The sequence below is a fragment of the Prochlorococcus sp. G4PB17 genome (assembly GCF_059772445.1).
Genome location: NZ_CM186288.1, coordinates 35,159 through 56,881, shown reverse-complemented (window position 1 = coordinate 56,881; position 21,723 = coordinate 35,159). Strand labels below are relative to the sequence as shown.

General features: G+C 36.7%; 19 protein-coding genes. 9 read left to right on the top strand and 10 right to left on the bottom strand.

Annotation, left to right across the window (positions count from 1 at the left end):
- Positions 1–19 precede the first annotated feature (19 nt).
- Positions 20–748 (bottom strand): 2-phosphosulfolactate phosphatase family protein, encoded by a 729-nt coding sequence (locus AC6EJB_RS00260; protein WP_498491634.1) that lies wholly within the window; start codon positions 746–748, stop codon positions 20–22.
- 64 nt (positions 749–812) lie between these two features.
- Between AC6EJB_RS00260 and AC6EJB_RS00255 the strand changes: the two genes are divergently transcribed.
- From AC6EJB_RS00255 to glmU, 4 genes are read left to right on the top strand one after another with little or no spacing between them, the layout of a single operon-like run.
- Positions 813–2,384: a UbiD family decarboxylase gene (locus AC6EJB_RS00255; RefSeq protein WP_498491632.1), complete on the top strand. Its 1,572-nt coding sequence runs from the start codon at positions 813–815 to the stop codon at positions 2,382–2,384.
- A gap of 50 nt (positions 2,385–2,434) precedes the next feature.
- Positions 2,435–3,769 carry a 3-phosphoshikimate 1-carboxyvinyltransferase gene (aroA, locus tag AC6EJB_RS00250; RefSeq protein ID WP_498491630.1) on the top strand — a complete coding sequence of 445 codons (1,335 nt, stop codon included), beginning with the start codon at positions 2,435–2,437 and terminating at the stop codon, positions 3,767–3,769.
- Between the two features lie 12 nt (positions 3,770–3,781).
- Positions 3,782–4,684 (top strand): MnmC family methyltransferase, encoded by a 903-nt coding sequence (locus AC6EJB_RS00245; protein ID WP_498491629.1) that lies wholly within the window; start codon positions 3,782–3,784, stop codon positions 4,682–4,684.
- Positions 4,685–4,715: 31 nt separating this feature from the next.
- Complete coding sequence (glmU, locus tag AC6EJB_RS00240) at positions 4,716–6,056, top strand: bifunctional UDP-N-acetylglucosamine diphosphorylase/glucosamine-1-phosphate N-acetyltransferase GlmU (RefSeq protein ID WP_498491627.1); 1,341 nt, start codon at positions 4,716–4,718, stop codon at positions 6,054–6,056.
- A gap of 15 nt (positions 6,057–6,071) precedes the next feature.
- Here glmU and AC6EJB_RS00235 read toward each other — a convergent pair whose 3' ends face one another.
- The 4 genes from AC6EJB_RS00235 to menD are packed head-to-tail and all read right to left on the bottom strand — an operon-like array spanning position 6,072 to position 11,730.
- Positions 6,072–7,469: a UDP-N-acetylmuramoyl-tripeptide--D-alanyl-D-alanine ligase gene (locus tag AC6EJB_RS00235; protein ID WP_498491626.1), complete on the bottom strand. Its 1,398-nt coding sequence runs from the start codon at positions 7,467–7,469 to the stop codon at positions 6,072–6,074.
- Positions 7,470–7,514: 45 nt separating this feature from the next.
- Entirely contained in the window at positions 7,515–8,978 is a 1,464-nt protein-coding gene (gene glgA / locus AC6EJB_RS00230; RefSeq protein ID WP_498491624.1) for a glycogen synthase GlgA, read from the bottom strand.
- A 47-nt stretch (positions 8,979–9,025) separates the two neighbouring features.
- Positions 9,026–9,919, bottom strand: coding sequence for a 1,4-dihydroxy-2-naphthoyl-CoA synthase (menB, locus tag AC6EJB_RS00225; RefSeq protein WP_498491622.1), 894 nt, complete (start codon positions 9,917–9,919; stop codon positions 9,026–9,028).
- 14 nt (positions 9,920–9,933) lie between these two features.
- The gene (menD, locus tag AC6EJB_RS00220) at positions 9,934–11,730 is read right to left on the bottom strand and encodes a 2-succinyl-5-enolpyruvyl-6-hydroxy-3-cyclohexene-1-carboxylic-acid synthase (RefSeq protein ID WP_498491621.1); all 1,797 of its coding nucleotides are present in this window, start codon (positions 11,728–11,730) and stop codon (positions 9,934–9,936) included.
- 63 nt (positions 11,731–11,793) lie between these two features.
- On the opposite strand from menD, the gene lepB reads away from it, so the two are divergent.
- Positions 11,794–12,360, top strand: coding sequence for a signal peptidase I (gene lepB, locus AC6EJB_RS00215; RefSeq protein WP_498491619.1), 567 nt, complete (start codon positions 11,794–11,796; stop codon positions 12,358–12,360).
- A 62-nt stretch (positions 12,361–12,422) separates the two neighbouring features.
- Positions 12,423–12,767 carry a DUF760 domain-containing protein gene (locus AC6EJB_RS00210; protein ID WP_498491617.1) on the top strand — a complete coding sequence of 115 codons (345 nt, stop codon included), beginning with the start codon at positions 12,423–12,425 and terminating at the stop codon, positions 12,765–12,767.
- On the opposite strand, the gene AC6EJB_RS00205 is transcribed toward AC6EJB_RS00210, so the two are convergent.
- The 5 genes from AC6EJB_RS00205 to AC6EJB_RS00185 all read right to left on the bottom strand — a co-directional run bounded on the left by AC6EJB_RS00205 (position 12,764) and on the right by AC6EJB_RS00185 (position 18,016).
- Positions 12,764–13,942 carry a DUF4336 domain-containing protein gene (locus AC6EJB_RS00205; protein WP_498491616.1) on the bottom strand — a complete coding sequence of 393 codons (1,179 nt, stop codon included), beginning with the start codon at positions 13,940–13,942 and terminating at the stop codon, positions 12,764–12,766. The genes AC6EJB_RS00210 and AC6EJB_RS00205 overlap by 4 nt on opposite strands.
- Before the next feature lie 12 nt (positions 13,943–13,954).
- On the bottom strand, positions 13,955–14,827 hold the full coding sequence (locus AC6EJB_RS00200; protein ID WP_498491614.1) for a metal ABC transporter permease: 873 nt from the start codon (positions 14,825–14,827) through the stop codon (positions 13,955–13,957).
- A complete protein-coding gene (locus AC6EJB_RS00195; protein ID WP_498491612.1) occupies positions 14,820–15,617 on the bottom strand; it encodes a metal ABC transporter ATP-binding protein in 798 nt (265 codons plus the stop codon). Before AC6EJB_RS00195 ends, AC6EJB_RS00200 begins: the two co-directional genes overlap by 8 nt.
- A 6-nt stretch (positions 15,618–15,623) precedes the next feature.
- A complete protein-coding gene (locus AC6EJB_RS00190; protein ID WP_498491611.1) occupies positions 15,624–16,586 on the bottom strand; it encodes a metal ABC transporter substrate-binding protein in 963 nt (320 codons plus the stop codon).
- 74 nt (positions 16,587–16,660) lie between these two features.
- Positions 16,661–18,016 carry a YcjF family protein gene (locus tag AC6EJB_RS00185; RefSeq protein WP_498491609.1) on the bottom strand — a complete coding sequence of 452 codons (1,356 nt, stop codon included), beginning with the start codon at positions 18,014–18,016 and terminating at the stop codon, positions 16,661–16,663.
- Between the two features lie 230 nt (positions 18,017–18,246).
- On the opposite strand from AC6EJB_RS00185, the gene AC6EJB_RS00180 reads away from it, so the two are divergent.
- From AC6EJB_RS00180 to thrS, 3 genes are read left to right on the top strand one after another with little or no spacing between them, the layout of a single operon-like run.
- A complete protein-coding gene (locus AC6EJB_RS00180) occupies positions 18,247–18,777 on the top strand; it encodes a DUF8668 family protein (protein ID WP_498493052.1) in 531 nt (176 codons plus the stop codon).
- Positions 18,778–19,791: a tryptophan--tRNA ligase gene (gene trpS / locus AC6EJB_RS00175; RefSeq protein WP_498491608.1), complete on the top strand. Its 1,014-nt coding sequence runs from the start codon at positions 18,778–18,780 to the stop codon at positions 19,789–19,791.
- Between the two features lie 6 nt (positions 19,792–19,797).
- Positions 19,798–21,723 carry a threonine--tRNA ligase gene (gene thrS / locus AC6EJB_RS00170; protein WP_498491606.1) on the top strand — a complete coding sequence of 642 codons (1,926 nt, stop codon included), beginning with the start codon at positions 19,798–19,800 and terminating at the stop codon, positions 21,721–21,723.

The following is a 21,723-nucleotide window of genomic DNA, read 5'->3' as shown; positions in this document are numbered from 1 at the left end:
AAGGAAATAAATTAAAAAGTTAGTTGGAGCGAATTACGCCCATTTCAATCTGTTTTGGAATCACAGAAAGGTTATCCAAAGAAGCACAACAAGCGAAATCATCATCATGATTACCTATTCCTGCAAGTCTTTGTCCATGACTTGCAATACGTAAACATCCTTCAACATCATTTTCCCAATTTTTCCATAGTGCTATAGAGGCCATCAATTCATCATTTAATATTTGAACCGACTCTAATTGATCCAATAAAAGAGAAGCCAAAGCCCCAGCTGCCAAAGAATCCTCTAAGGAGTAAGAACCTTCCCAACCACTGCCAACAATCCAAACTTCTCTCGGATTGTCACTTTTTAATCTTTCAGCAATAGCTCTTCTATTTGGGAGTGCCATCGTGTACAAACTTTTGGATTCTCTAACACGATGAAGTGATCTTGTTCCATTAGTAGTGCTCATAAAAACTCTTTTACCTTTTACTCTTTCAGATGAAACACCTAATGGTGAATTTCCCAAGTCAAATCCATCTAACTTTTCTCCCCCTCTCTCACCAACAAGAATTTTATCTTTATCGTCAAAAGTCTTAGCTTGATTTTTTAGTTCATCAACATCTGCAAACACTTGCACTGAATCAGCACCGTTTTCTAGTGCCCATGCAATTGTTGTAGTAGCTCTAAGAACATCAATCACTACTGATGATTCAGGAATAATTCCACTAGGCACATCTGCCGCAACATAAAAATAAGAAAGTTTCATTTCCACAAAGGCTGATAACTTGCGTCACAGTAACTAGATAACTAGGTTAATCGTGCAGGCCTTCATGAAATTATTTCGTCAAGAACCTCTTACAAGGGACATTAGAGATTTTCTTACTCTTCTAGAAAAGAAAGGTCAATTAAAAAGAATAAGCAATCTAGTTGATAGCGACTTAGAAATTGCGGCAATAAGTGACCGAGTTCTAGGGATGGGAGGACCTGCCCTACTTTTTGAAAATGTAAAAGGGTCTTCAATTCCTGTTGTAGTTAATTTACTTGGGACAATGGAACGTGTGGTTTGGAGTATGGGTTTAGAGAAACAAGAAGAGTTGGAAGATTTAGGAGAAAAACTAGCTCTTCTTCAACAACCAAGGCCACCGAAAGGATTAAAAGAGACCAAAGCTTTCGCTTCGGTAGCATGGGATCTACTCAAAGCACGCCCTGACATTGATCTCTTACCACCCTGCCAGCAAAAAGTAATAGTTGAAAAAGATTTAGATTTAAATCATTTACCTCTTTTACGTCCATGGCCAGAGGATGCAGGAGGAGCTATTACTTTGGGGCTGGTAATAACAAAAGACCCTGAAACAGGTGTTCCGAATGTTGGTGTTTACAGACTTCAAAAACAATCAGCTAGAAGCATGACGGTCCATTGGTTAAGTGTCAGAGGAGGGGCCAGGCATCTTCGCAAAGCGGCTGCTATGAATAAGAAGTTAGAAGTCGCTGTAGCTATTGGAGTTCATCCTCTTCTTGTTATGGCTGCAGCAACTCCTATTCCCGTACAGCTTAGTGAGTGGCTGTTTGCAGGTTTATATGCAGGAGAGGGTGTTCGATTAACTAAATGCAAAACTATTGATCTTAAGGTCCCAAGTCACAGTGAAATAGTTCTGGAAGGATCCATAACCCCAGGAGAAGAAATGATGGATGGTCCTTTTGGGGATCATATGGGGTTCTATGGAGGTGCTGAGTCTTCACCTTTGATTAAATTCCACTGCATGACTCATAGAAAAAATCCAATATTTTTAACGACTTTCAGTGGTAGGCCCCCAAAAGAGGAGGCCATGCTTGCCATAGCGTTAAATAGAATTTATACACCAATTCTTAAACAACAAATTCCTGAAATTGTTGATTTTTTCCTTCCAATGGAAGCATTAAGTTACAAGCTAGCGATTATATCTATAGATAAAGCATATCCAGGCCAAGCTAAAAGAGCTGCAATGGCTTTTTGGAGTGCTTTACCCCAGTTTACCTATACGAAATTTGTCGTCGTAGTCGACTCAACAATAAACGTAAGAGACCCTAGACAGGTGGTTTGGGTCTTATCCAGTCAAGTTGATCCTCAAAGAGATTTATTCGTACTAGAAAATACTCCCTTTGATACCCTTGACTTCGCAAGTGAACATATTGGCCTAGGAGGAAGATTAGCTATTGATGCAACAACCAAAATCGGTCCAGAAAAAAATCATGATTGGGGAAAGCCTTTAACAAGGTCTAAAGAACTTGAAGACAAAGTTGATGAGAGATGGGCTGAACTAGGCTTATCCGAGCTAGAAAACAATCATCCCAGTCCAGAATTATTTGGTTATGTAATTGATGAGTTAATGCGTCAAAAAAAAAATAAACAATCCATAACATAAGAATAAAGCTGATCAATTTATAAAATAAATTAAAATAAATTCTTTGTTCATTGAAAGTTCCCGCTGAAGATCAGTCTTTAAGAAACCTTAAGAAAGGAGGAGAGCTTTGTGGGAAAGTAAAAGTCCCTGGAGATAAATCGATATCCCACCGAGCACTTTTGTTTGGGGCAATAGCGAAAGGGAAGACAATAATTGAGGGTCTTTTACCTGCTGAAGATCCAATAAGCACTGCTGAATGCCTTAGATCAATGGGAGTAAAGATCAGTCCAATTAAAAAAGGGGACATTATTGAAGTTGATGGGGTTGGATTAGATGGTCTACAAGAGCCTAAGGATATTTTGAATTGTGGAAATTCAGGAACAACAATGAGATTAATAATGGGATTATTAGCTGGTCAAAAAGATCATCATTTCATACTTACAGGAGATAGTTCACTTCGAAACAGGCCAATGAAAAGAGTAGGACAGCCGCTAAAAATGATGGGGGCTAAAGTTTCTGGAAGATGCGGGGGAGACTTAGCTCCTCTATCAATTATTGGGAATAAATTAAGAGGTGCCGTAATTGGTACCCCAGTAGCAAGTGCTCAGATAAAGTCTGCAATCCTACTAGCTGCTCTTAATGCAGAGGGCCCAACTACTGTTATCGAGCCGGCCAGATCAAGAGATCATAGCGAGAGAATGTTAAAAGCCTTCGGAGCTAATCTAGAAGTTGGTGGCGAAATGGGTAGACATATAACTGTTTCCCCGGGCAAAGAGCTAAATGGTCAATCAATTATTGTTCCGGGTGATATTAGTTCCGCTGCATTTTGGCTCGTTGCAGGTAGCATTATACCCGGGTCAGAATTGGTTGTAGAAAATGTCGGTTTAAATCCAACAAGAACTGGAATACTTGACGTATTGGAAGCAATGGAGGCAAATATCAACTTAATAAACAAAAGAGATGTGGCCGGTGAACCTGTAGGTGACATTGAAGTTTTCTACAATGAAAGGTTGAAACCATTTAAAATTGATGGTGAAATAATGCCTCGGCTGGTAGACGAAATACCTATATTATCAGTAGCAGCCTGTTTTTGTAATGGTATCAGTCAAATAAAAGGAGCAGGTGAATTGAGAATAAAAGAAACTGATCGATTAGCTGTAATGGCCAGGCAATTAAAAAGAATGGGAGCAAAAGTAGAGGAACATCAAGATGGTCTCACTATTTATGGAGGAAATAATTTAAAAGGATGCGAGCTTGATAGCGAAGATGATCACCGTATAGCCATGAGTTTAGCTATTGCTTCAATAATGGCTAATTCTAACTCGACATTACGACGTAGCGAAGCTGCAGCAATCTCATATCCTGATTTCTGGAGTGATCTTATGAGACTTCAACAAAAAAATTAGCTTTTCTTAGGCTTGGATGATTTAAAAAAACATACGACAAAAGATGGGAGTTTAAGTCTCTATAGCTTGTGCTATGAAGAAGGATTCCATGACAAGGACGGAGCACTCAGAGAATCAATTTCTAAATATCTCCTACCTGCTGAATTAGAACAATTTTCTAACACTGAAAAAATAGTTATTTTAGATGTTTGCATGGGATTGGGCTACAACACAGGATGTATTCTCGAGAAGTTAATTCAAAGCAAAATAAAAATTGAATGGCATGGGCTTGAGATTGATCCAAGGCCTCTTAAGCTTGCTCTTAATGAAAAAAAATTTCAAAAAATTTGGTCTCCAAAAGTATTACAATTTTTTAATTGCTTAAACAAATCAGGGAAATGGTCTGAAGGCTTTAACAAAGGAACTATTCACTGGGGAGATGCAAGACAAAAAATATACGAAATCCAAGATTCTCTAAACTTTGATTTAATTCTTCTTGATCCTTTTTCTCCACAAAAGTGTCCCGAGCTATGGAGCGAAGAATTTATCTCGTTATTAACAAAAAGGCTGTCTTCCAAAGGGCGTTTAATTACATACTCGACTGCTGCCTCAATCAGATCGAGTTTCATAAGAGCTGGTTTAAAGATCTTTTCAATAGTTCCCTCATTCGACGACCAAAACAAATGGAGTGCAGGGACAGTCGCTATGAAAAAGGAAATAAAGCGTCAGTTTATTTCAAAAAATTGTCAGTTTAAAGACTTAAGTATTAAGGAAGTAGAACACCTTGCCACGCGTTCATCTATTCCTTACAGGGATCCAACAGGGAAAGGACACTCTAAAGAGATTATTTTAACAAGAGAATTAGAGCAATCTAAAAGTCAATTAATAAACACTTCAACATGGAGAAAACGATGGAATACTGCGCAAAAGCAATAAAGCAATTAGATTTCTTCAAAAAAGTACTCTAATGCTTGCCATCGCAATTTTAGCGGCTGGAAAAGGTACGCGAATGAAAAGTAAGCTGCCTAAGGTTCTTCACCCTTTGGCAGGGAAATCACTTATTGATAGGGTTTTGTCTTGTACTAATGGGCTCAAGCCAAACCGGAGATTAATAATTGTAGGGCACCAAGCTGAATTAGTAGAAGACTCCCTAAAACATCATCAAGACTTGGATTTTGTTCTTCAACAACCTCAAAATGGAACAGGACATGCCATTCAGCAATTAAGTCCTAGATTAAAAGGATTTAATGGAGAACTTTTAGTATTAAATGGAGATGTACCACTGCTAAAAGAGGAAACTCTAAGTTCACTTTTAAAATTTCACAAAAAATCCAACGCGAGTGTAACTTTTTTATCTGCAACATTAGACTCTCCAACAGGATATGGGCGAGTATTTACAGATGAGTCGGGATTAGTAACAAAAATCATCGAAGAGAGAGATTGCACTAATGAACAGCGAGAAAATAAATTAATAAATGCAGGTATATATTGTTTTGATTGGCAACAACTATCAGATGTTTTAAATTTATTATCTAACCAAAATAGTCAAAATGAGATTTACCTAACAGATACTATAAGTTTACTCAAAAAAGCATTGTATTTTGAGGTAGACAATCCTTTTGAGATTAAAGGCATTAATGATAGAGTTCAGCTATTTGAATGCGAACATCACATCCAACAAGAGCTTAAATCCTTATGGATGAGCAAGGGAGTTTCTTTTGTTGATCCTATTAGTTGCTCAATAAGTGAGGATTCAAACTTTGGTACAGATATAACTATTGAGCCACAAACTCATCTTCGTGGTAAATGCATTATTGGCGATGGATGTCATTTGGGACCAGGTAGTGTCATAACAGATTCAACTCTTGAGGAAAATGTGTTAGTCATTCATTCAATCATCAATGAGGCAACGATTGGAAATAATACATCAATTGGTCCATTCGCCCACATAAGACCTGAATCAAACATAAGACAAAATTCTAAAATCGGGAACTTTGTAGAAATAAAAAAAAGTTATATTGGTGAAGGAACCAAAATCAATCATTTAAGCTATGTAGGTGATTCAGCTCTAGGGAAAAATATAAATATTGGTGCAGGTACTATCACAGCTAATTTTGATGGTAAAAATAAACATAGAACAATTATTGATGATTATTCAAAAACCGGTGCGAATTCAGTACTTGTTGCGCCCATCAAGATTGGGGCACATGTAACAATTGGTGCAGGGTCAACAATAAGTAAAGATATTCCTGATAAAAGTTTAGTAGTTGAACGATCAAAAACAATTATTAGAACTAAGACTGATTAACTACAACGACGAAGTTTATTGCTGTAAATAAGGTAATACTTTTTCTAATTCCAACTTACGACTACCTTTAATTAAAATATTATCTCCCGGCAAAAGCCATGATAATAGTGACATAGCAGCATCTTTTGGGGTGCTTACTACATCAAAATTTGGTAATTCTTTGATTATCTTTTTTATAATATTAGATTCCTCCCCACAAGAGACGAAAACAATTCCAGTAAGATCTAATTCAACGGCCTTTTTAAGAACTTTCTGATGAAGTGAAATGCTCTCAGAGCCCAACTCAAGCATCGTACCTAAAACTGCAAAATGTCTGCCCGGCTTGCTTACCAATAACTCTAAAGATGCAATAACAGATTCAGGAGATGCATTGTAAGTTTCATCTAAAACTAAATATTGTCCACAATCAACCAATCTATTTCTTCCCATAGGCATATTTATTTTTAATTGATCAAGATTCTTTATTGATAGCCCTAATTCTGTTGCAACAGTCAATGCCAGAAGAAAGTTCATGGCATTATGTCTTCCTTCAAGGGGCAATTTGAATTTACTTCCCTCAAAAAGAATGAAATTATTTTGCATGTCAATTTGAGAAATATAATCTGGCTCAATATCTTGAAAAGCAAAATGCTCATTATTACAATCCAACCAATTCAGAGAAAAGCCCTCTATCTCTACTCGAACAATACGTCCTGACCATTTTTCCAATAAAGCTTTTTCTAAGAGATAGTCACCAAAAGGAATAATAACAACACCATCAGGTCTTAGATTTAAGGTGATTTCAGACTTGGCCTTTGCAATGTTTTCTCTACTACCAAGAATGCCAATATGAGCTTGTCCCACATTTGTAATTACAGCTATATCGGGTTCAGCGACTCGAGAGAGACGTGCAATTTGACCGAAACCACGCATACCCATTTCGAGAACAAATGCAGCATCTGTTTCCGACCCCCTAAGCAGAGTTTTTGGAACACCGACATCATTATTTTCATTCCCTCTGCTAGAGACAATTTCACCAAGAGGAGACAATAATGCTCGAATCAATTCTCTTGTAGTTGTTTTACCAACAGAGCCAGTAACAGCAACTACAGGAAGACTTAAATTTCTTCGATGAAGTAATGCTATTTGTTGATAGGCGTAAAGAGTATTTGGAACCACCCAGTGAGGGAGGTCAGTTGGTGGCAAATCAGTATATTTTTCAGAAACTACTGCTGCCTGTATACCAAGATCAAAAGCCATATCTAAGAAGTCATGACCATCAAATTTAGTGCCTATCAAAGGGACAAAGAAATCACCCTTTTTAATTGTCCTCGAATCAGTAGATATACGACCAATAGGTAGATTAAGATCTATTTCCTTTTGATTAACTGGCTTCCCCCATAGTTCAATTAAGTCCTTAAAAGTAATATCCATAAAAATTTTCAAATAGAAGCAAAGTAATCTGAATACTCAAAAATCCTATAATTTTATTTTTTTGCCTTTCCTTGAAGGATCTGCTTCTTGGCCGTAAGAAAATTTTTCAACCTCTGCCGCATCAGGAGAAGGCTCCTTAATTCCACAAACGTCTCTATACATTAATTCATATTCCTTCGCGGATCTATCCCAACTATATTTATTTGACATTGCTCTTAATTGTAACTCCTTCCAACTTTTTTGATGTCTATATGCTTCCCAAGAACGAACTAATGCTGTATAAAAGTCAATCGGTTCATACCGATCAAAGCAAAATCCGGAACCTGTTTCATTCATGGGGTTATAAGGTTCTACTGTATCCACTAAACCGCCTACTTTTCTAACGATCGGAATAGCACCATAACGCATAGCTAATAATTGACTGATACCACATGGCTCAAAGCGACTAGGCATTAAGAATGCATCAGCACCTCCATAAATGAGCCTAGATAATGCATCATCGTAAGTAAGAAAAACAGAAAAACGACCAGGATGCTCAATCGCAAGTTGCCATAAAGATGACTCTAAATAGCGATCACCCGTCCCAAGCACAACGACCTGAGAGTCAGTATAAGAAAGAAGCCTGTTAGCTACTTGTAGTAAAAGGTCAATACCTTTTTGATCAACAAGCCTACCCACCATTCCCATTAGATATTTATCTGGATTCACTTCAAGTCCCATTCTTTCTTGAAGGACTCTTTTATTAATTTTTCTACCAGAAATATTATCTACACTAAATTTAGCTGGCAATGAATTATCCGTTGCTGGATTCCACTCATCTAGATCAACTCCATTTAATATTCCTCGTAATTTCCCAGAAATATAATTCAAAAGTCCCTCTAATTTTTCTCCATATTCAGATGTTCGAATTTCCCTTGAATAAGTTGGCGATACTGCATTAACTCTATCGGCATACAACATGGCCGATGCCATGGTGTGATCACCATGCATATACCAGGGGCACCAAGTTATTTGATCAAGCTTCCATCTCCATGGGCCTTGATACTTGAGATTATGAATAGTAAATACCGTACTGATTTCGGGGTCTTGATGCATCCAAACTGGGATCATTCCAGTATGCCAATCATGACAATGGAGGACTTGTGGTTTCCATGAGTTCCATGCAAATTCAGAGACTGCACTAGCAAAAAAAGTAAATCTCCAATCCTCATCTTCTCCTCCGTAAATACGCTCAGAATCAAAACATGGATGCCCAACTAAATAAATTGGCAACCCATTAGAGGGGTGCCTTGTTTCAAAAACAGCGAAGTCAACACCCATTGTGTTGGCTCGAAAGATTGGTTCAGGAGCAATATCCATTAACGTCCACAATTTTCCATACCCTGGAATTATTAATCGAACGTCATTTCCAAGTTTTTTAAGCGCAGGAGGTAATGAACCAACAACATCACCCATACCTCCAACCTTTATCATTGGGGCGCATTCAGCAGCAGCAAAAAGTATTCGCATTTAATTCATGAAAAAGAAAGATTTATTTTTTGGATAAACCAAATAAATCATGGAAGCCATTTTGATTCAGAGAAATCAGGATCCCTTTTCTCCATGAAAGCATTTCTTCCCTCCTTTGACTCATCAGTCGTATAAAAAAGATGTGTTGCCTGGCCAGCAAGCTCTTGGATACCTGCCAATCCATCTGTATCAGCATTAAAAGAAAATTTCAAACACTTTATAGCGGTTGGACTGTTTTGAAGTATTTCTCTAGCCCATTTAACACCTTCTGACTCGAGCAAATTAATTGGTGTGATGGCATTTATTAGCCCCATATCCAATGCTTCTTTCGCTCCATATTTCCTGCACAGGAACCAAATTTCTCGCGCCTTTTTTTGACCTACGACCCTTGCTAAATAACTTGAACCAAACCCTGCATCAAAGCTCCCAACTTTAGGTCCTGTTTGACCGAAAATTGCATTATCTGCAGCCAAGCTCAGATCACAAATTAAATGTAAAACATGTCCTCCTCCTATAGCAAAACCAGGGACAAGAGCAATAACTACTTTAGGAAGGCTCCTAATTATACGTTGCAAATCAAGAACATTTAAACGCGGGATTCCATCATCGCCAAGGTATCCTCCACTTCCACGTATAGCCTGATCTCCGCCAGAACAAAAAGCGAACTTTCCATCTTTGGAAGGTCCTACCCCTGTAAATAAAACGACTCCAATTTTTGGATCTTCTCTTATTCTAATAAATGCATCACAAAGTTCTAAAATTGTTTGAGGACGAAAAGCATTTCTTTTCTCCGGACGATTTATCGCTACTCGAGCAATTCCTTCAGGACTTGTATCAAGCAAGATATCTTTGTATTCACCAACAGAAACCCATGAGGTAATAATTTCCCCGGGGAGAACTCTTCTAGACATATTGTTAGGAGTAATGGGATTTAAAGTCATTTTTCAAATTAGATTTAGTCTAAAATTGATAAATTCTCAGATAATGTTTTTTTTAGGTCATCACGCAAACTTACTCTCAATCTATGATCTTCAAGAGAGTTAGTACAAACTCTTATTAATACATTTGTTGACAAAGAAAAACTCCATTCAATTGCTTGTTCTAAATCATTCAAGCAAGCAACTTGCTTATATTTCAAGCCATAGGCTTTAGCAAGCGTAAGATGACAAACTTTCTGAGGCATAAGAAAAATTTCTTCAAAATCGCCTTCCTCAATTCTATCTATATTTAATTGATTAAATATACCTCCTCCACCATTATCAATCATAATTACGATAAGACTAATATTTTTATCCTTTGAAAATAGCCAACCATTTGTATCATGAAGAAGTGCTAAATCACCAGTAACTAATACCATTCTCCCCATAATTATTGATAATCCCATACCCATTGAGAGTGTCCCATCAATTCCTGATGCCCCCCTAAAGCCAAAACATCTTCTTAGAAAAGCTCCCTCTCCCGAATAACTCAACCAATCTCTTATAGGACTACTTGAAGCAAGCATCACAGGGATAGAATCTGGTAACAAACGAGGAAGCAATCTAGCTAAAGCAGGTTCAGTAATTAACCCATTTCTGAATAACCTTTTATCAAGCCAATCATGGATAAATAAATCATATTTTATAAGCTCTTCAGTCAACTTTTGACTAACAATTTTTTTATCTATTGCTGGCTTTAGAGGAATACCCTCAAGCAGTTTATCAACCCAACAAGAAAACCCTTCACTAAATTGTGTCGAGCCACCTATGGGATCAAGATTTCGACAATCTCCCTCAGTAACAAGTAATTGAACTTTTCCAGGTTTTTTAAGCCAAGTTTGTAATTCTCTACTCGGAGGTATTGGACCCAATCGTAAAACTTGAATCTCTTTGATTTTTTCAAATAAACCTATTGAGAAAAAAAGATCCCAGTGATTTATTAAACCCTCTTGATCATTTTCAACCCCAGAAAGTGGATCAGCAAGAATTGGCCATCCAGTTAATTTTTGCCATTTCTTTAATGCGCCCCTAAAAGAAACAAGTTGTTTTGATTTTCCTCTCCATGGCCCAACAATAATTATTCCTAAAGAAAATGGATCTAATTTTGGTGGTTGTAAAAATGGAAGTTTTTTAACGATCTCAACTTTATTTGAGGTGATTTTTTCCTTTAAAAATCCTTCAATACCCCATCCATCAAGAACTTTATTCTGGTCAATATTGCAAGGATGCAAGGGCTCTTCATAAGCAAGGTTAATATGAACTGGTCCAGGAATGTTCGAAACCATTTCGAATGATTTTCCAACTAAAGTTGTCAGTCTCTCTTTAGAAATAAAATGAATTCCTTCTTTTGGAGTTTCATCAAAATGTCTACATACAGGCTTAAGAAAATCCTGTTGATTAACTGCTTGATTAGCTCCACATTCTTTTAATCGCAAAGGTCTATCTGCAGTTAAAAACAAGAGAGGATGGCATGACCTATCTGCTTCAACAGCAGCCGGCAAAAGATTTGCGACAGCACTTCCAGAAGTTGTAATGACACAACTTACTTGACCACTAGCTGCACTTATTCCCAAGGCAAGGAATGCAGCCGACCTTTCGTCAATTGATGTTATGAGAGTTAATTCTTTTCTTTTAGAGAGACTTGCTACTGCTAAAGCAAGAGGTCCTGATCTGCTACCGGGGCAAAGAACAAAATATTTCACTCCCTTGTCTACTAGAGTTTTAAGGAGCTCTAAGCTGATAAAAAAATTGTAACGAGCTAGTGAAATTGCCAAAAGAACAACTATTTCGATTTTTGTAAAAAACTTTCCAACAAGTAACTAAAACAAAGAAAATTCATGACATCTACTGGATCAAAAAAGAATCAAAACCAAAATAGCTGGAAAGGATTGCTGGTTTGGATAATAATTGCGCTTTTATTAAGATGGCAAGCAGTTGAACCTAGATGGATTCCATCTGGATCAATGATTCCAACTTTACAAATTCAAGACAGAATATTGATAGAAAAAATAACCCCAAGACTTAATAATAAACTAAATAAACATTTAAATTTAAATACGATTGTTATTTTCAAACCCCCAAAAGTTCTTACAGAAGCGGGCTATAGTGATGGTTCAGCGCTAATAAAAAGAGTCGTTGGATTACCTGGAGACAAAATAAAAGTTACTAATGGAAAACTCTATAGAAATGAAAAAGAAATAAATGAACCTTGGATTAAAGAACCTATCGAATATGAAATGGACTCAATAAATGTACCCGACTATTCACTTTGGGTCTTAGGAGACAACAGAAATAACAGTTTAGACTCCCATATTTGGGGGGCTCTCCCAGAAAAAAATCTTATAGGTACAGCGCTTGCAAGGTACTGGCCATTGAAAAAGATAGGACCTATTCGGTTCCCATAACCTAAATTAAATTTTATTGGAGTACGTTTTGCGATATTGTGTAATTAAATGAAAAAAACTGGATGTTTAATCCTGAATTTTTAGCTACAGACAATAATGAGGGCCATGAGGCAAATGCTCTAATTCAATACTTACAAGATCAACCTGCTGACGTTTTGCAAAGAGTCGCAAAATCGGCCAGCCCCGAAATTCAAGAAATAATCCGACATAATGTTCAAGGTTTACTTGGAATGCTTCCTGGAGAGCAATTTGAAGTAAAAGTAACTTCTAGCAGAGATAATTTGGCTAGTTTATTAGCCTCTGCGATGATGACAGGGTACTTCCTTAGACAAATGGAGCAAAGGAAACAATTAGAGGAAACACTTATGTCCGACGAGGAAATGGCAGTCGACCCAGATAATATTTAATCACTAAATTTTTTCAGAGGGTCTCTAGGTACCACGCCGATTTTTAATAATTTTTGATCTAGCCAACTTAAGAATCCAAAATCACCTTTATTGGTAGCCCAATCTGAGTTGTTAGTCTTATTTTTTAACTCCGTTACTTGATTTTTTGAAAATCTAACTTTTCCGCTGTAATGAGCAGATATTAACCAAGAAAGACCCTGCAAAGATTCAACTTTATTTAACCAAGTTATTAGGGCTTTTTGTCCTCTAGGGAAAACCAGCCTTTCTATTACAGGAGCAATTTGTACTAAGGGTGTATTTTTTCCAACAAGTTTTTTAGCAGACAACTCCCAGCCTTTCTGCCAAGAAAAAGGATATATACCAAAATGTGCTCTTTTATTTCTTAAATTTGGTTTAAAAGCGTTTACAAAAATTTCTTTTATTTTTGGTATCTCCAACTTTTCAGGTCTTAAGTAGGAAGCGAAAAGAACCAAACGAAGCCATCCTTTTCTCCTCGCAATAGGCGTATCAATCAACTCTTCAGACCCCTTTTCTCTTGAATGAAACAATAAAGGTGTAGGGTCTAAATCGAAGAGCTCTGGTGGGGTCTCTTCAATACCCACAAGAGCATCAGTAACCAACAAAGATTTTGATGGTTTATGAAAACAAGATATTTCTTGAAAACGTCCTAGTCCAATATCAATAGGTCCTAATGAAATCCAGTCACAATAATCACTATAAGGGAATCCATCAGCCAATAAAATATTTGTTCTTTTAGAGGGAATTCCCAACCAATCAAAAGGCAATTGAAAAGGGAAACTCCATTGCCCGGGGCAAACCCATATTTTTGAATCAGGAAAGGCTCTAGCCAGAGCAGGAAGGGCAATTTTATGTTCCAATCCAGAAGCCGTTGGTAAAACAATAGTTTTTACAGGACCGAATTTTTTCACAAGTACATCTATGTCATTCAACAATTCTTCCGTCGGAGGGAGAGGATTAATTATCATCAATTCATTCTTTACTCTTACAACTAATAACCTCACTGGCACAGCAACATAATAGATACCCTGAAGTTGTTCAAAACTCCAAATCTGATTAGGAACTAATTCACGGAATATTGTTCTTTTTCTACCATAAGGATAGAGAGGTAGAAGTGGCCACCAACTCCATTTTTGTTCAGAAGCTAGGTTAGTCATAGTTGCACTAAATCAATCATTATTTATTAGAGATTGGTTTTTAAATATTCCATATTTTGGGGCAAATAAGAACGCAATTAAAAAGATTAAAGTTTGCACTAAAACAATAGATCCTCCTGTTTCAATGTCTGACCAATAACTAATATAAACACCTAGAATACTTGAGAATGAGCTGCTAATAACTGCTAATAAAGTCATTTTATCAAAACGATCAGTTAGCAAGTATGCTGTTGCGCCAGGAGTAATAAGCATTGCCACCACAAGGATAATACCAACAGTTTGCAACCCTACTACTGCGGATAAAGATAATAAAGTTAATAGCAAATAATGAAGCATTCCTGTATTTATCCCTATAGATCGAGCGTGTTTAGCATCGAAACAATAAAGCATTAAATCTTTTCTAAATAGAAGCAAAATAAATATAACTACAAAAGAGATTATCAAGGTTTGTTTAACATCAGCCTGAGAAATACCTAGAGGGCTTCCAAAGAGAATCTGCATAAGGTCAATATTACTTTTGATTTTTGAAACCAATACAATTCCTAATGCAAAAAATCCCGTAAAAACAAGACCTATTACAGTGTCTTCTTTAATTCTAGATTTCTGTTTAATAAATCCAATCAAAGCAACTGAACCAACTCCAAAAACAAAAGCACCTAAAGAGAAAGGGAGCCCTAATGCATAAGCAACTACTACTCCTGGCATGACAGCATGAGAAACCGCATCTCCCATTAAGGCCCATCCTTTTAATGTCATATAACAAGATAGAAGGCCGCACACACCTCCTACTAAGGCACTAACCATCAAAGCTCTCCTCATGAAGTCATGAGTTAATGGATCCAAAAGCCAATCAAGTGGCGTAATGGAAATCAAAAGTTCACTCATTTACAAAATCTTTACTCGATTCTGGACCTGATAAAGGATTTGGTGGAATTCCTCCAAATGTTTTATTGAGGTTTTCCGATGTAAAGACTTCCGAGGTCTCTCCATAGGCAAGAACTGTCTTATTGATGAGAACTACAAAATCACAAAAATCTCTCACATGATTCAAGTCATGAGTAGAGATCAAAATAGTATGTCCTTCTTGTCGAAACTGAAGAAAAAGCTCTGCCATTAACTTTTCAGTGGGTACATCAACTCCAGAAAAAGGTTCATCTAAAAGAAGCACTGATGCCCTTTGAGCTATAGCTCTTGCAAGAAAAGCTCTTTTTCTCTGACCACCTGATAACGAACCAATTGGTCTATTTCGTAGATCTAAAAGATCAACTCTCTCCAAGGCATGAAAAACGGCTCTTCTATCTGACTCTCTTGGTATGCGAAAGATATTCATAGCGCCATATCTACCCATCATCACAACATCCCAAACACTTACTGGGAAGGCATAATCAATGCCTTCATTTTGCGGGACATAAGCTACTGTCTGATCCTTCTGGGCTTGATTAACTCTAAGTCCATTTAACCTTATTTTCCCCCTAGATGGTCTAACAAAACCCATTAAAGCTTTAAAAAAAGTTGATTTCCCCGCGCCATTCATTCCGACCAAACCACATATTGATCCAGCTTTTAAATTCAGACTTGCGTCATAAAGGGCAACGGTACCGTTGTAATCAACACAAACTTGATCCGCCTCAATTCGCATAAAATCTTTTTCATGACTCTTAAAAATTGGATTCATTCTTTTTTATGTTTTTGAAATTAAGCCTTCGATAATTAATCGAACATTATGCCTGAGCAACTTTATGTAGGTTGGAGCTGGGCCATCTGGTCCTGAAAGTGAATCTACATAAAAAGTACCCCCAAAAACAGCCCCACTAGATTTTGCAACTTCCATTTGTGCTTTTGAACTAACAGTACTTTCACAAAAAATCGTTGGAATGTCATTCTCTTTGATCAGCTTTATGAGATCAACCATTCTCTTTGGAGTTACTTGGCTTTCAGCATTAACAGGCCACAAATATCCCTCCTTCATACCATAATCATTTGCAAGATAAGAAAAGGCTCCTTCACATGTCACTAAAAATCTTCTTTCTTTAGAAATAGATGATAAAGAATCCCTTAACTCTTTATCAAGCGATTCAAGCTTGGCTTTATAGGTAGAAGCGTTAGCTCTGTATTCAAGTACTCCATCAGGATCAATCTTTATAAAAGCATCGACTATTTTATCAACATAATTCATAGCTCTTTTAGGAGACATCCAAGCATGAGGATTGGGCTTCCCTGCGTAAACATCGCCTTCTATCAATAGTGGCGTTATCCCTTCAGTTAACTTCACCTTGGGAATATCTGCCGTACTCATCATAAATTTCGAGATCCAAGCCTCAAGACCTAAACCATTTTCAAGAATCAGTTTTGCTCCTTTAGTTTTTACAATATCACTAGGTGTGAATTTATAACTATGGATTTCAGCACCTGGTTTTGTAATTGATTTAACTTCTAATCTTTCTCCAGCGACATTTCTGGCTAGGTCTGCCAAAATCGTAAAAGTGGTTAAGACATAAGGCTTTTCATAGGCTGGTTTATACACCTTTTTATTTGAACATGCAGTCAAGCATAAAATATTGAAAGCGAGGAAAATAGATAGGGTAAAAAACTTGTTTTTCTTATAAATTAAATCAGAAAAAACTTTTATTTTTTTTTCAATCATATATTGAGATTTAGAAAATATTTATATTTTTTCTAACTATAATTTAAATGGATACTAAAAGGATAGTCATCAAATCAAACTGATTTAACTTTGTAATTATTAGATTGAGACTGAATCCACTCTTTTGACTGCTTTAAAAAAGCGACCCAATCTACTCTTTCAAGCTCAGCAGCTTTTGACACCAGTTGAGGAGCTTGTTGCTTAATAAGTTCTAAATCAGGCTGAGTGACTCCATTATTGATAGCCATCCAATCGGCCATCGACCTTCCTACTACTCTTGTTAAGTAAGCAGCACTCAAAGCCTGAATTGTTCCAGCTGCCACCCAAGAAGAACCATCAAGTTTTGCCAAGCTCAGCAAGGACTGTCCACTCCACTCGACAACTCCTTGACCAATTGCAGCCATTGCTAGCTGTCGTGAAACGGCCTCAAGTAATTCTGGCTTCATTTTTGATGCCCATATTTTGGACATTTCTTTGATCATTAAGCCATTAACAACTGCTATTGCAAGCAAATCAGTTGAGGCAACAGGTGAGGCGAAAACGATACCAGCAACTATCCATTGAGATCTTGTTTGAATAACCTTGAACTTTTCCCTTCTTAATTTCTCTAAATCTTTTTGCCAAGAAGTATGCAATCGAGACAAAAGTCTTTGCTTAGTAATGTCTGTATTCTTCTTTGGACTTTCAAGAAGTTTCTTAATTGGAGAAAGAACTTTTGCCATTTCTGCTTGAGATCCATCCCATTTCAATACTTTGTTAGTCCATCTATCTGGTAATTGAGCCTCTAATGCATTTCGCTCATCAGACCAATCAGTAGATTCTTTACTAGCAACCATTAGCCAAGCTGGTTGATCTGTAGGGATATTTTTAATCCACAAAAGATCAGCCGCGCTCATTGGTAGTGCCAAAGAATAAACAATAAAATCTTGCTCTTGGATTGAATCTGGCAAAATCCAATTTCTATCTCTTACTGGAAGAGCTGGTGGAAAAGAAACTTTTATTTGATTATTTATTACTAAAGCTTTTTCCAATTGCTCTTTATCGGGTAATTTTACGCCTTTTGTTTTCAAGAAACCAATGTTTTGATCTTCGCTTCTATCAATAATTTTTTGCAAGGAATTAATTCTTTCTTTTTTTCTTTCACTTTGCTCTCCATCCTCAAGTAAGTACTCAAAATTCTCTAAAACGTCATGACATCTTCTTACCCATCCTTGAACAGTTGAGGGAGCATCAAATGCAACCTTTCCTGGTTTTAAAAAATAAAAAATAAAACCAAGTCCTAATAGCAATCCAAGTCCACCCCCAGGGATATGGGCTACATCACTCAAAACCCATTGACCTGTGATAGTTAGCCCAATAAAAAGGCTAATTTTTGGAATCGAAAAAGAAGGCAACGAAAGAGGAGATTTTGTTAATGAATGATTTTCCACGATTTCAATAAATACAGTTTCTTCTTAGCTAACTTTCATTTTAAAGCAAATTTTCCCTTAATAACAGCAAAGAAAGAAGGTTTTACGTTTTTAAGAAGAAAAATTTATGCCTAAAGAAATCAAATCATTCCGCTGAGATCAACATCATTAGATGTGAAAGTGCTAATCAAGATATTCAAATATGTCGCAAAAGTACCTGCTATGCGTCACACTTGCCCCTATTGGCAAATATGTTCATGGGTGACTCTTACACCAATAATCAGTCAGGTGGTGGTGATTTCCAAAACCAAAGACAAAATGGTCGTAATAACTTCAGAGGTGGCCGAGGTCCCAACAATAGAGAGGGAGGCTTTCGCATTCGCTTAAGTGATAATGAAATGCGAGCAGCTAGATCATTGCAAGAAGCCTTTAATCTTCGGTCTACTGTAGCTGTTCTAGGTTTCTCAGTAAGGACTCTTGCCCAAATGCTTGAAGATGGAAGTCTTGAAAATTTAGTCAACGAATATAGGTCTCAGGCACCCGCCAATGACCAAAGAAGAGGCAGGAGTAACAGGGGAAACTATAACGGTGAAAATAACAACTCAGCCAACAAAAAGCCCAACCCTTTTGCAAGACCAGAAAAGCCAGTTAAAGAACAAGAGGTAGCTGATACTGATCAGGCAAACAATGTTGCTCAAGATCCTGCAGAAAAAGATAATGATGAAGCAACAGAAGCAAGTTCAAATGAAGATGATTCCACAAATACAAGCGAGCAAGGATAAGTGAATCAGAAGCGAGTCTTATCTGGTGTTCAACCCACAGGAGATGTTCATATTGGCAATTGGCTTGGAGCAATAAGAAATTGGGTTGAATTACAAGAAAATTATGAAACATTTGTCTGCGTTGTTGATCTTCATGCGATAACGACTCCGCATGACCCAAAATCTCTTTATCAAAATTCTTTATCTACAGCGGCTTTGTATATCGCTTGTGGGATGAATCCTGATAAATGCTCAATATTCATTCAAAGTCAGATAAGCGCCCATAGCGAGCTTTGCTGGATATTAAATTGCTTAACTCCTTTAAACTGGATGGAGAGAATGATTCAGTTCAAGGAAAAGTCAATTAAACAAGGCGACAATGTATCTATTGGATTATTAGATTATCCAGTCCTTATGGCAGCGGATATTCTTCTATATGACGCTGATTTGGTTCCTGTTGGAGAAGATCAAAAGCAACATCTAGAGCTTGCGAGAGATATTGCTTCTCAACGAGTTAATTCAAAATTCGGAACAAAAGAGAATCCCATACTTAAAGTTCCAAATCCCTTAATTTTGAAAGAGTGTTCCAAAGTCATGAGCCTGACAGACGGAACAAAGAAAATGAGCAAAAGCGACCCAAATGAAAATAGTAGGATTACTTTATTAGACAGTCCAGATGCAATCACTAAAAAAATAAAACGTGCAAAAACCGACTCAGAATTAGGATTAGAATTAGGAAATCCTTCAAGACCTGAAGCTGATAATCTTTTAACAATTTATTCAATAATTTCTGGCCTAGGTAGAGAAAAAGCCGCTGAGTATTGTGCAGAAATGGGCTGGGGTAAATTCAAGCCAGAATTTACAGAGGCAATGATTAACGTTCTCAGACCAATTCAAGAAAAATATAAAGAATTAATGAATGATCCAGAAGAGTTAAAAAGAATACTAAATAAAGGTAAGTTAACTGCTGAGGAGGTTTCTAAGTTAACATTAAATAGAGTTAAAGAAGCTCTGGGTTTTTATTCAAGTTTGTAGAAAATTATGCCAATAATTACATTACCTGATGGAACTGAAAAAAAATATGATTCCACTGTAACAATAGCTCAAATAGCATCAGAGATTGGTCCTGGTTTAGCAAAAGCAGCGCTAGCGGGGAGAGTGAATGGGGAATTAATCGATACTTGTATTCCTATAACTGAAAATTCTCATATACAGATTATTACATCTAAAGATGATGAAGGACTAGATATTATTAGACATTCATTTGCTCATCTTCTTGGACATGCTGTAAAACAACTATACCCCGAAGCAAAAATGGCAATAGGGCCAGTGATTGAAGATGGTTTTTATTATGATATTTCTTATAAAGATAACTTCACTCCTGATGATCTTCTCAGAATTGAGAAAAGAATGAAAGAGTTAGTTAATAGAGATTATGATGTAGGTGTTGAAATAGTTAGTCCAGAGAAAGCAGCGGAAGTGTTTACTGATAGAGGTGAAATTTTCAAGCTAGAAATAGTTAAAAATATCCCTGAGAATGAAATCATAAAGTTATATAAACATCAAGAATATGTTGATATGTGCAGAGGTCCTCATGTACCAAATACAAGGCACCTAAGAGCATTTAAGCTAATGAAAGTATCCGGAGCATATTGGCGCGGCGACTCTAACAATGAAATGCTACAACGAATATATGGGACAGCATGGAATAGCTCTAAAGAATTAAAAGAATATATTGCTAGAATTGAAGAAGCTGAGAAACGAGATCATAGAAAGTTAGGGAAAAAGTATTCACTTTTTCACTCACAAGAAGAAGCACCAGGCATGGTTTTTTGGCACCCTAAAGGTTGGACTATTTATAGAATTTTAGAAGATTTTATTAGAGAAACCATCACAAAATATGATTATCAAGAAGTTAAATCTCCGCAAGTAGTTGATAGGAGTCTTTGGGAGAAATCAGGCCATTGGGATAAATTTAAAGAAGATATGTTTACTACAACTTCAGAGAACAGAGAATATGCAATAAAACCTATGAATTGTCCATGCCACATACAAATATTCAATCAAGGTTTGAAAAGCTATCGAGATCTACCTATTAGACTTTCTGAATTTGGTTCTTGTCATCGCAATGAGCCTTCTGGTGCTCTCCATGGATTAATGAGAGTAAGAAATTTTGTTCAAGATGATGCACACATATTTTGTACCGATGAACAAATCCAAGAAGAAGTCCAAAATTTTATTGATTTGGTATTTGAGGTTTATAAAACCTTTGGCTTTGATTCAATTCTTATTAAGCTCTCAACAAGACCAGAGAAAAGGGTTGGGAGTGATGATATCTGGGACAAATCAGAAAAAGCCTTATCTGAGGCACTTGATTCAAAAGGATTAGATTGGTCTCTACTTCCTGGAGAAGGTGCCTTCTATGGTCCAAAAATAGAATTCTCCTTAAAAGATTGCCTCAACAGAGTATGGCAGTGCGGAACAATTCAAGTAGATTTCTCCATGCCTCAAAGGCTCAATGCAAGTTATATAGATATTACAGGTAGGAAACAAACACCTGTAATGCTTCACAGAGCTATTTTAGGTTCTTTCGAAAGATTTATTGGGATTTTAATTGAGAATTATTCAGGAAATTTTCCTACATGGTTATCACCTGTTCAAATAATGATTATGGGCATAACTGATAGAAATAATGAAGCATGTTTTAGTGCTAAAGATAAATTAGTTGACTTTGGGTTCAGAGCTGAAATTGATATCAGAAATGAAAAAGTTGGTTTTAAAATACGAGAACATACTATGCAAAGAATACCTTTCTTGATAATTATTGGTGACAAGGAAGAAGAGAATAATAAAATTTCAGTAAGGACAAGAGAAGGTAAAGATCTTGGGAATATGAGTATTGACAAGTTTAAATTAATAATTGACGAATCAATTAGCAAAAAAGGTATACAAGTTAATCAATCCTAA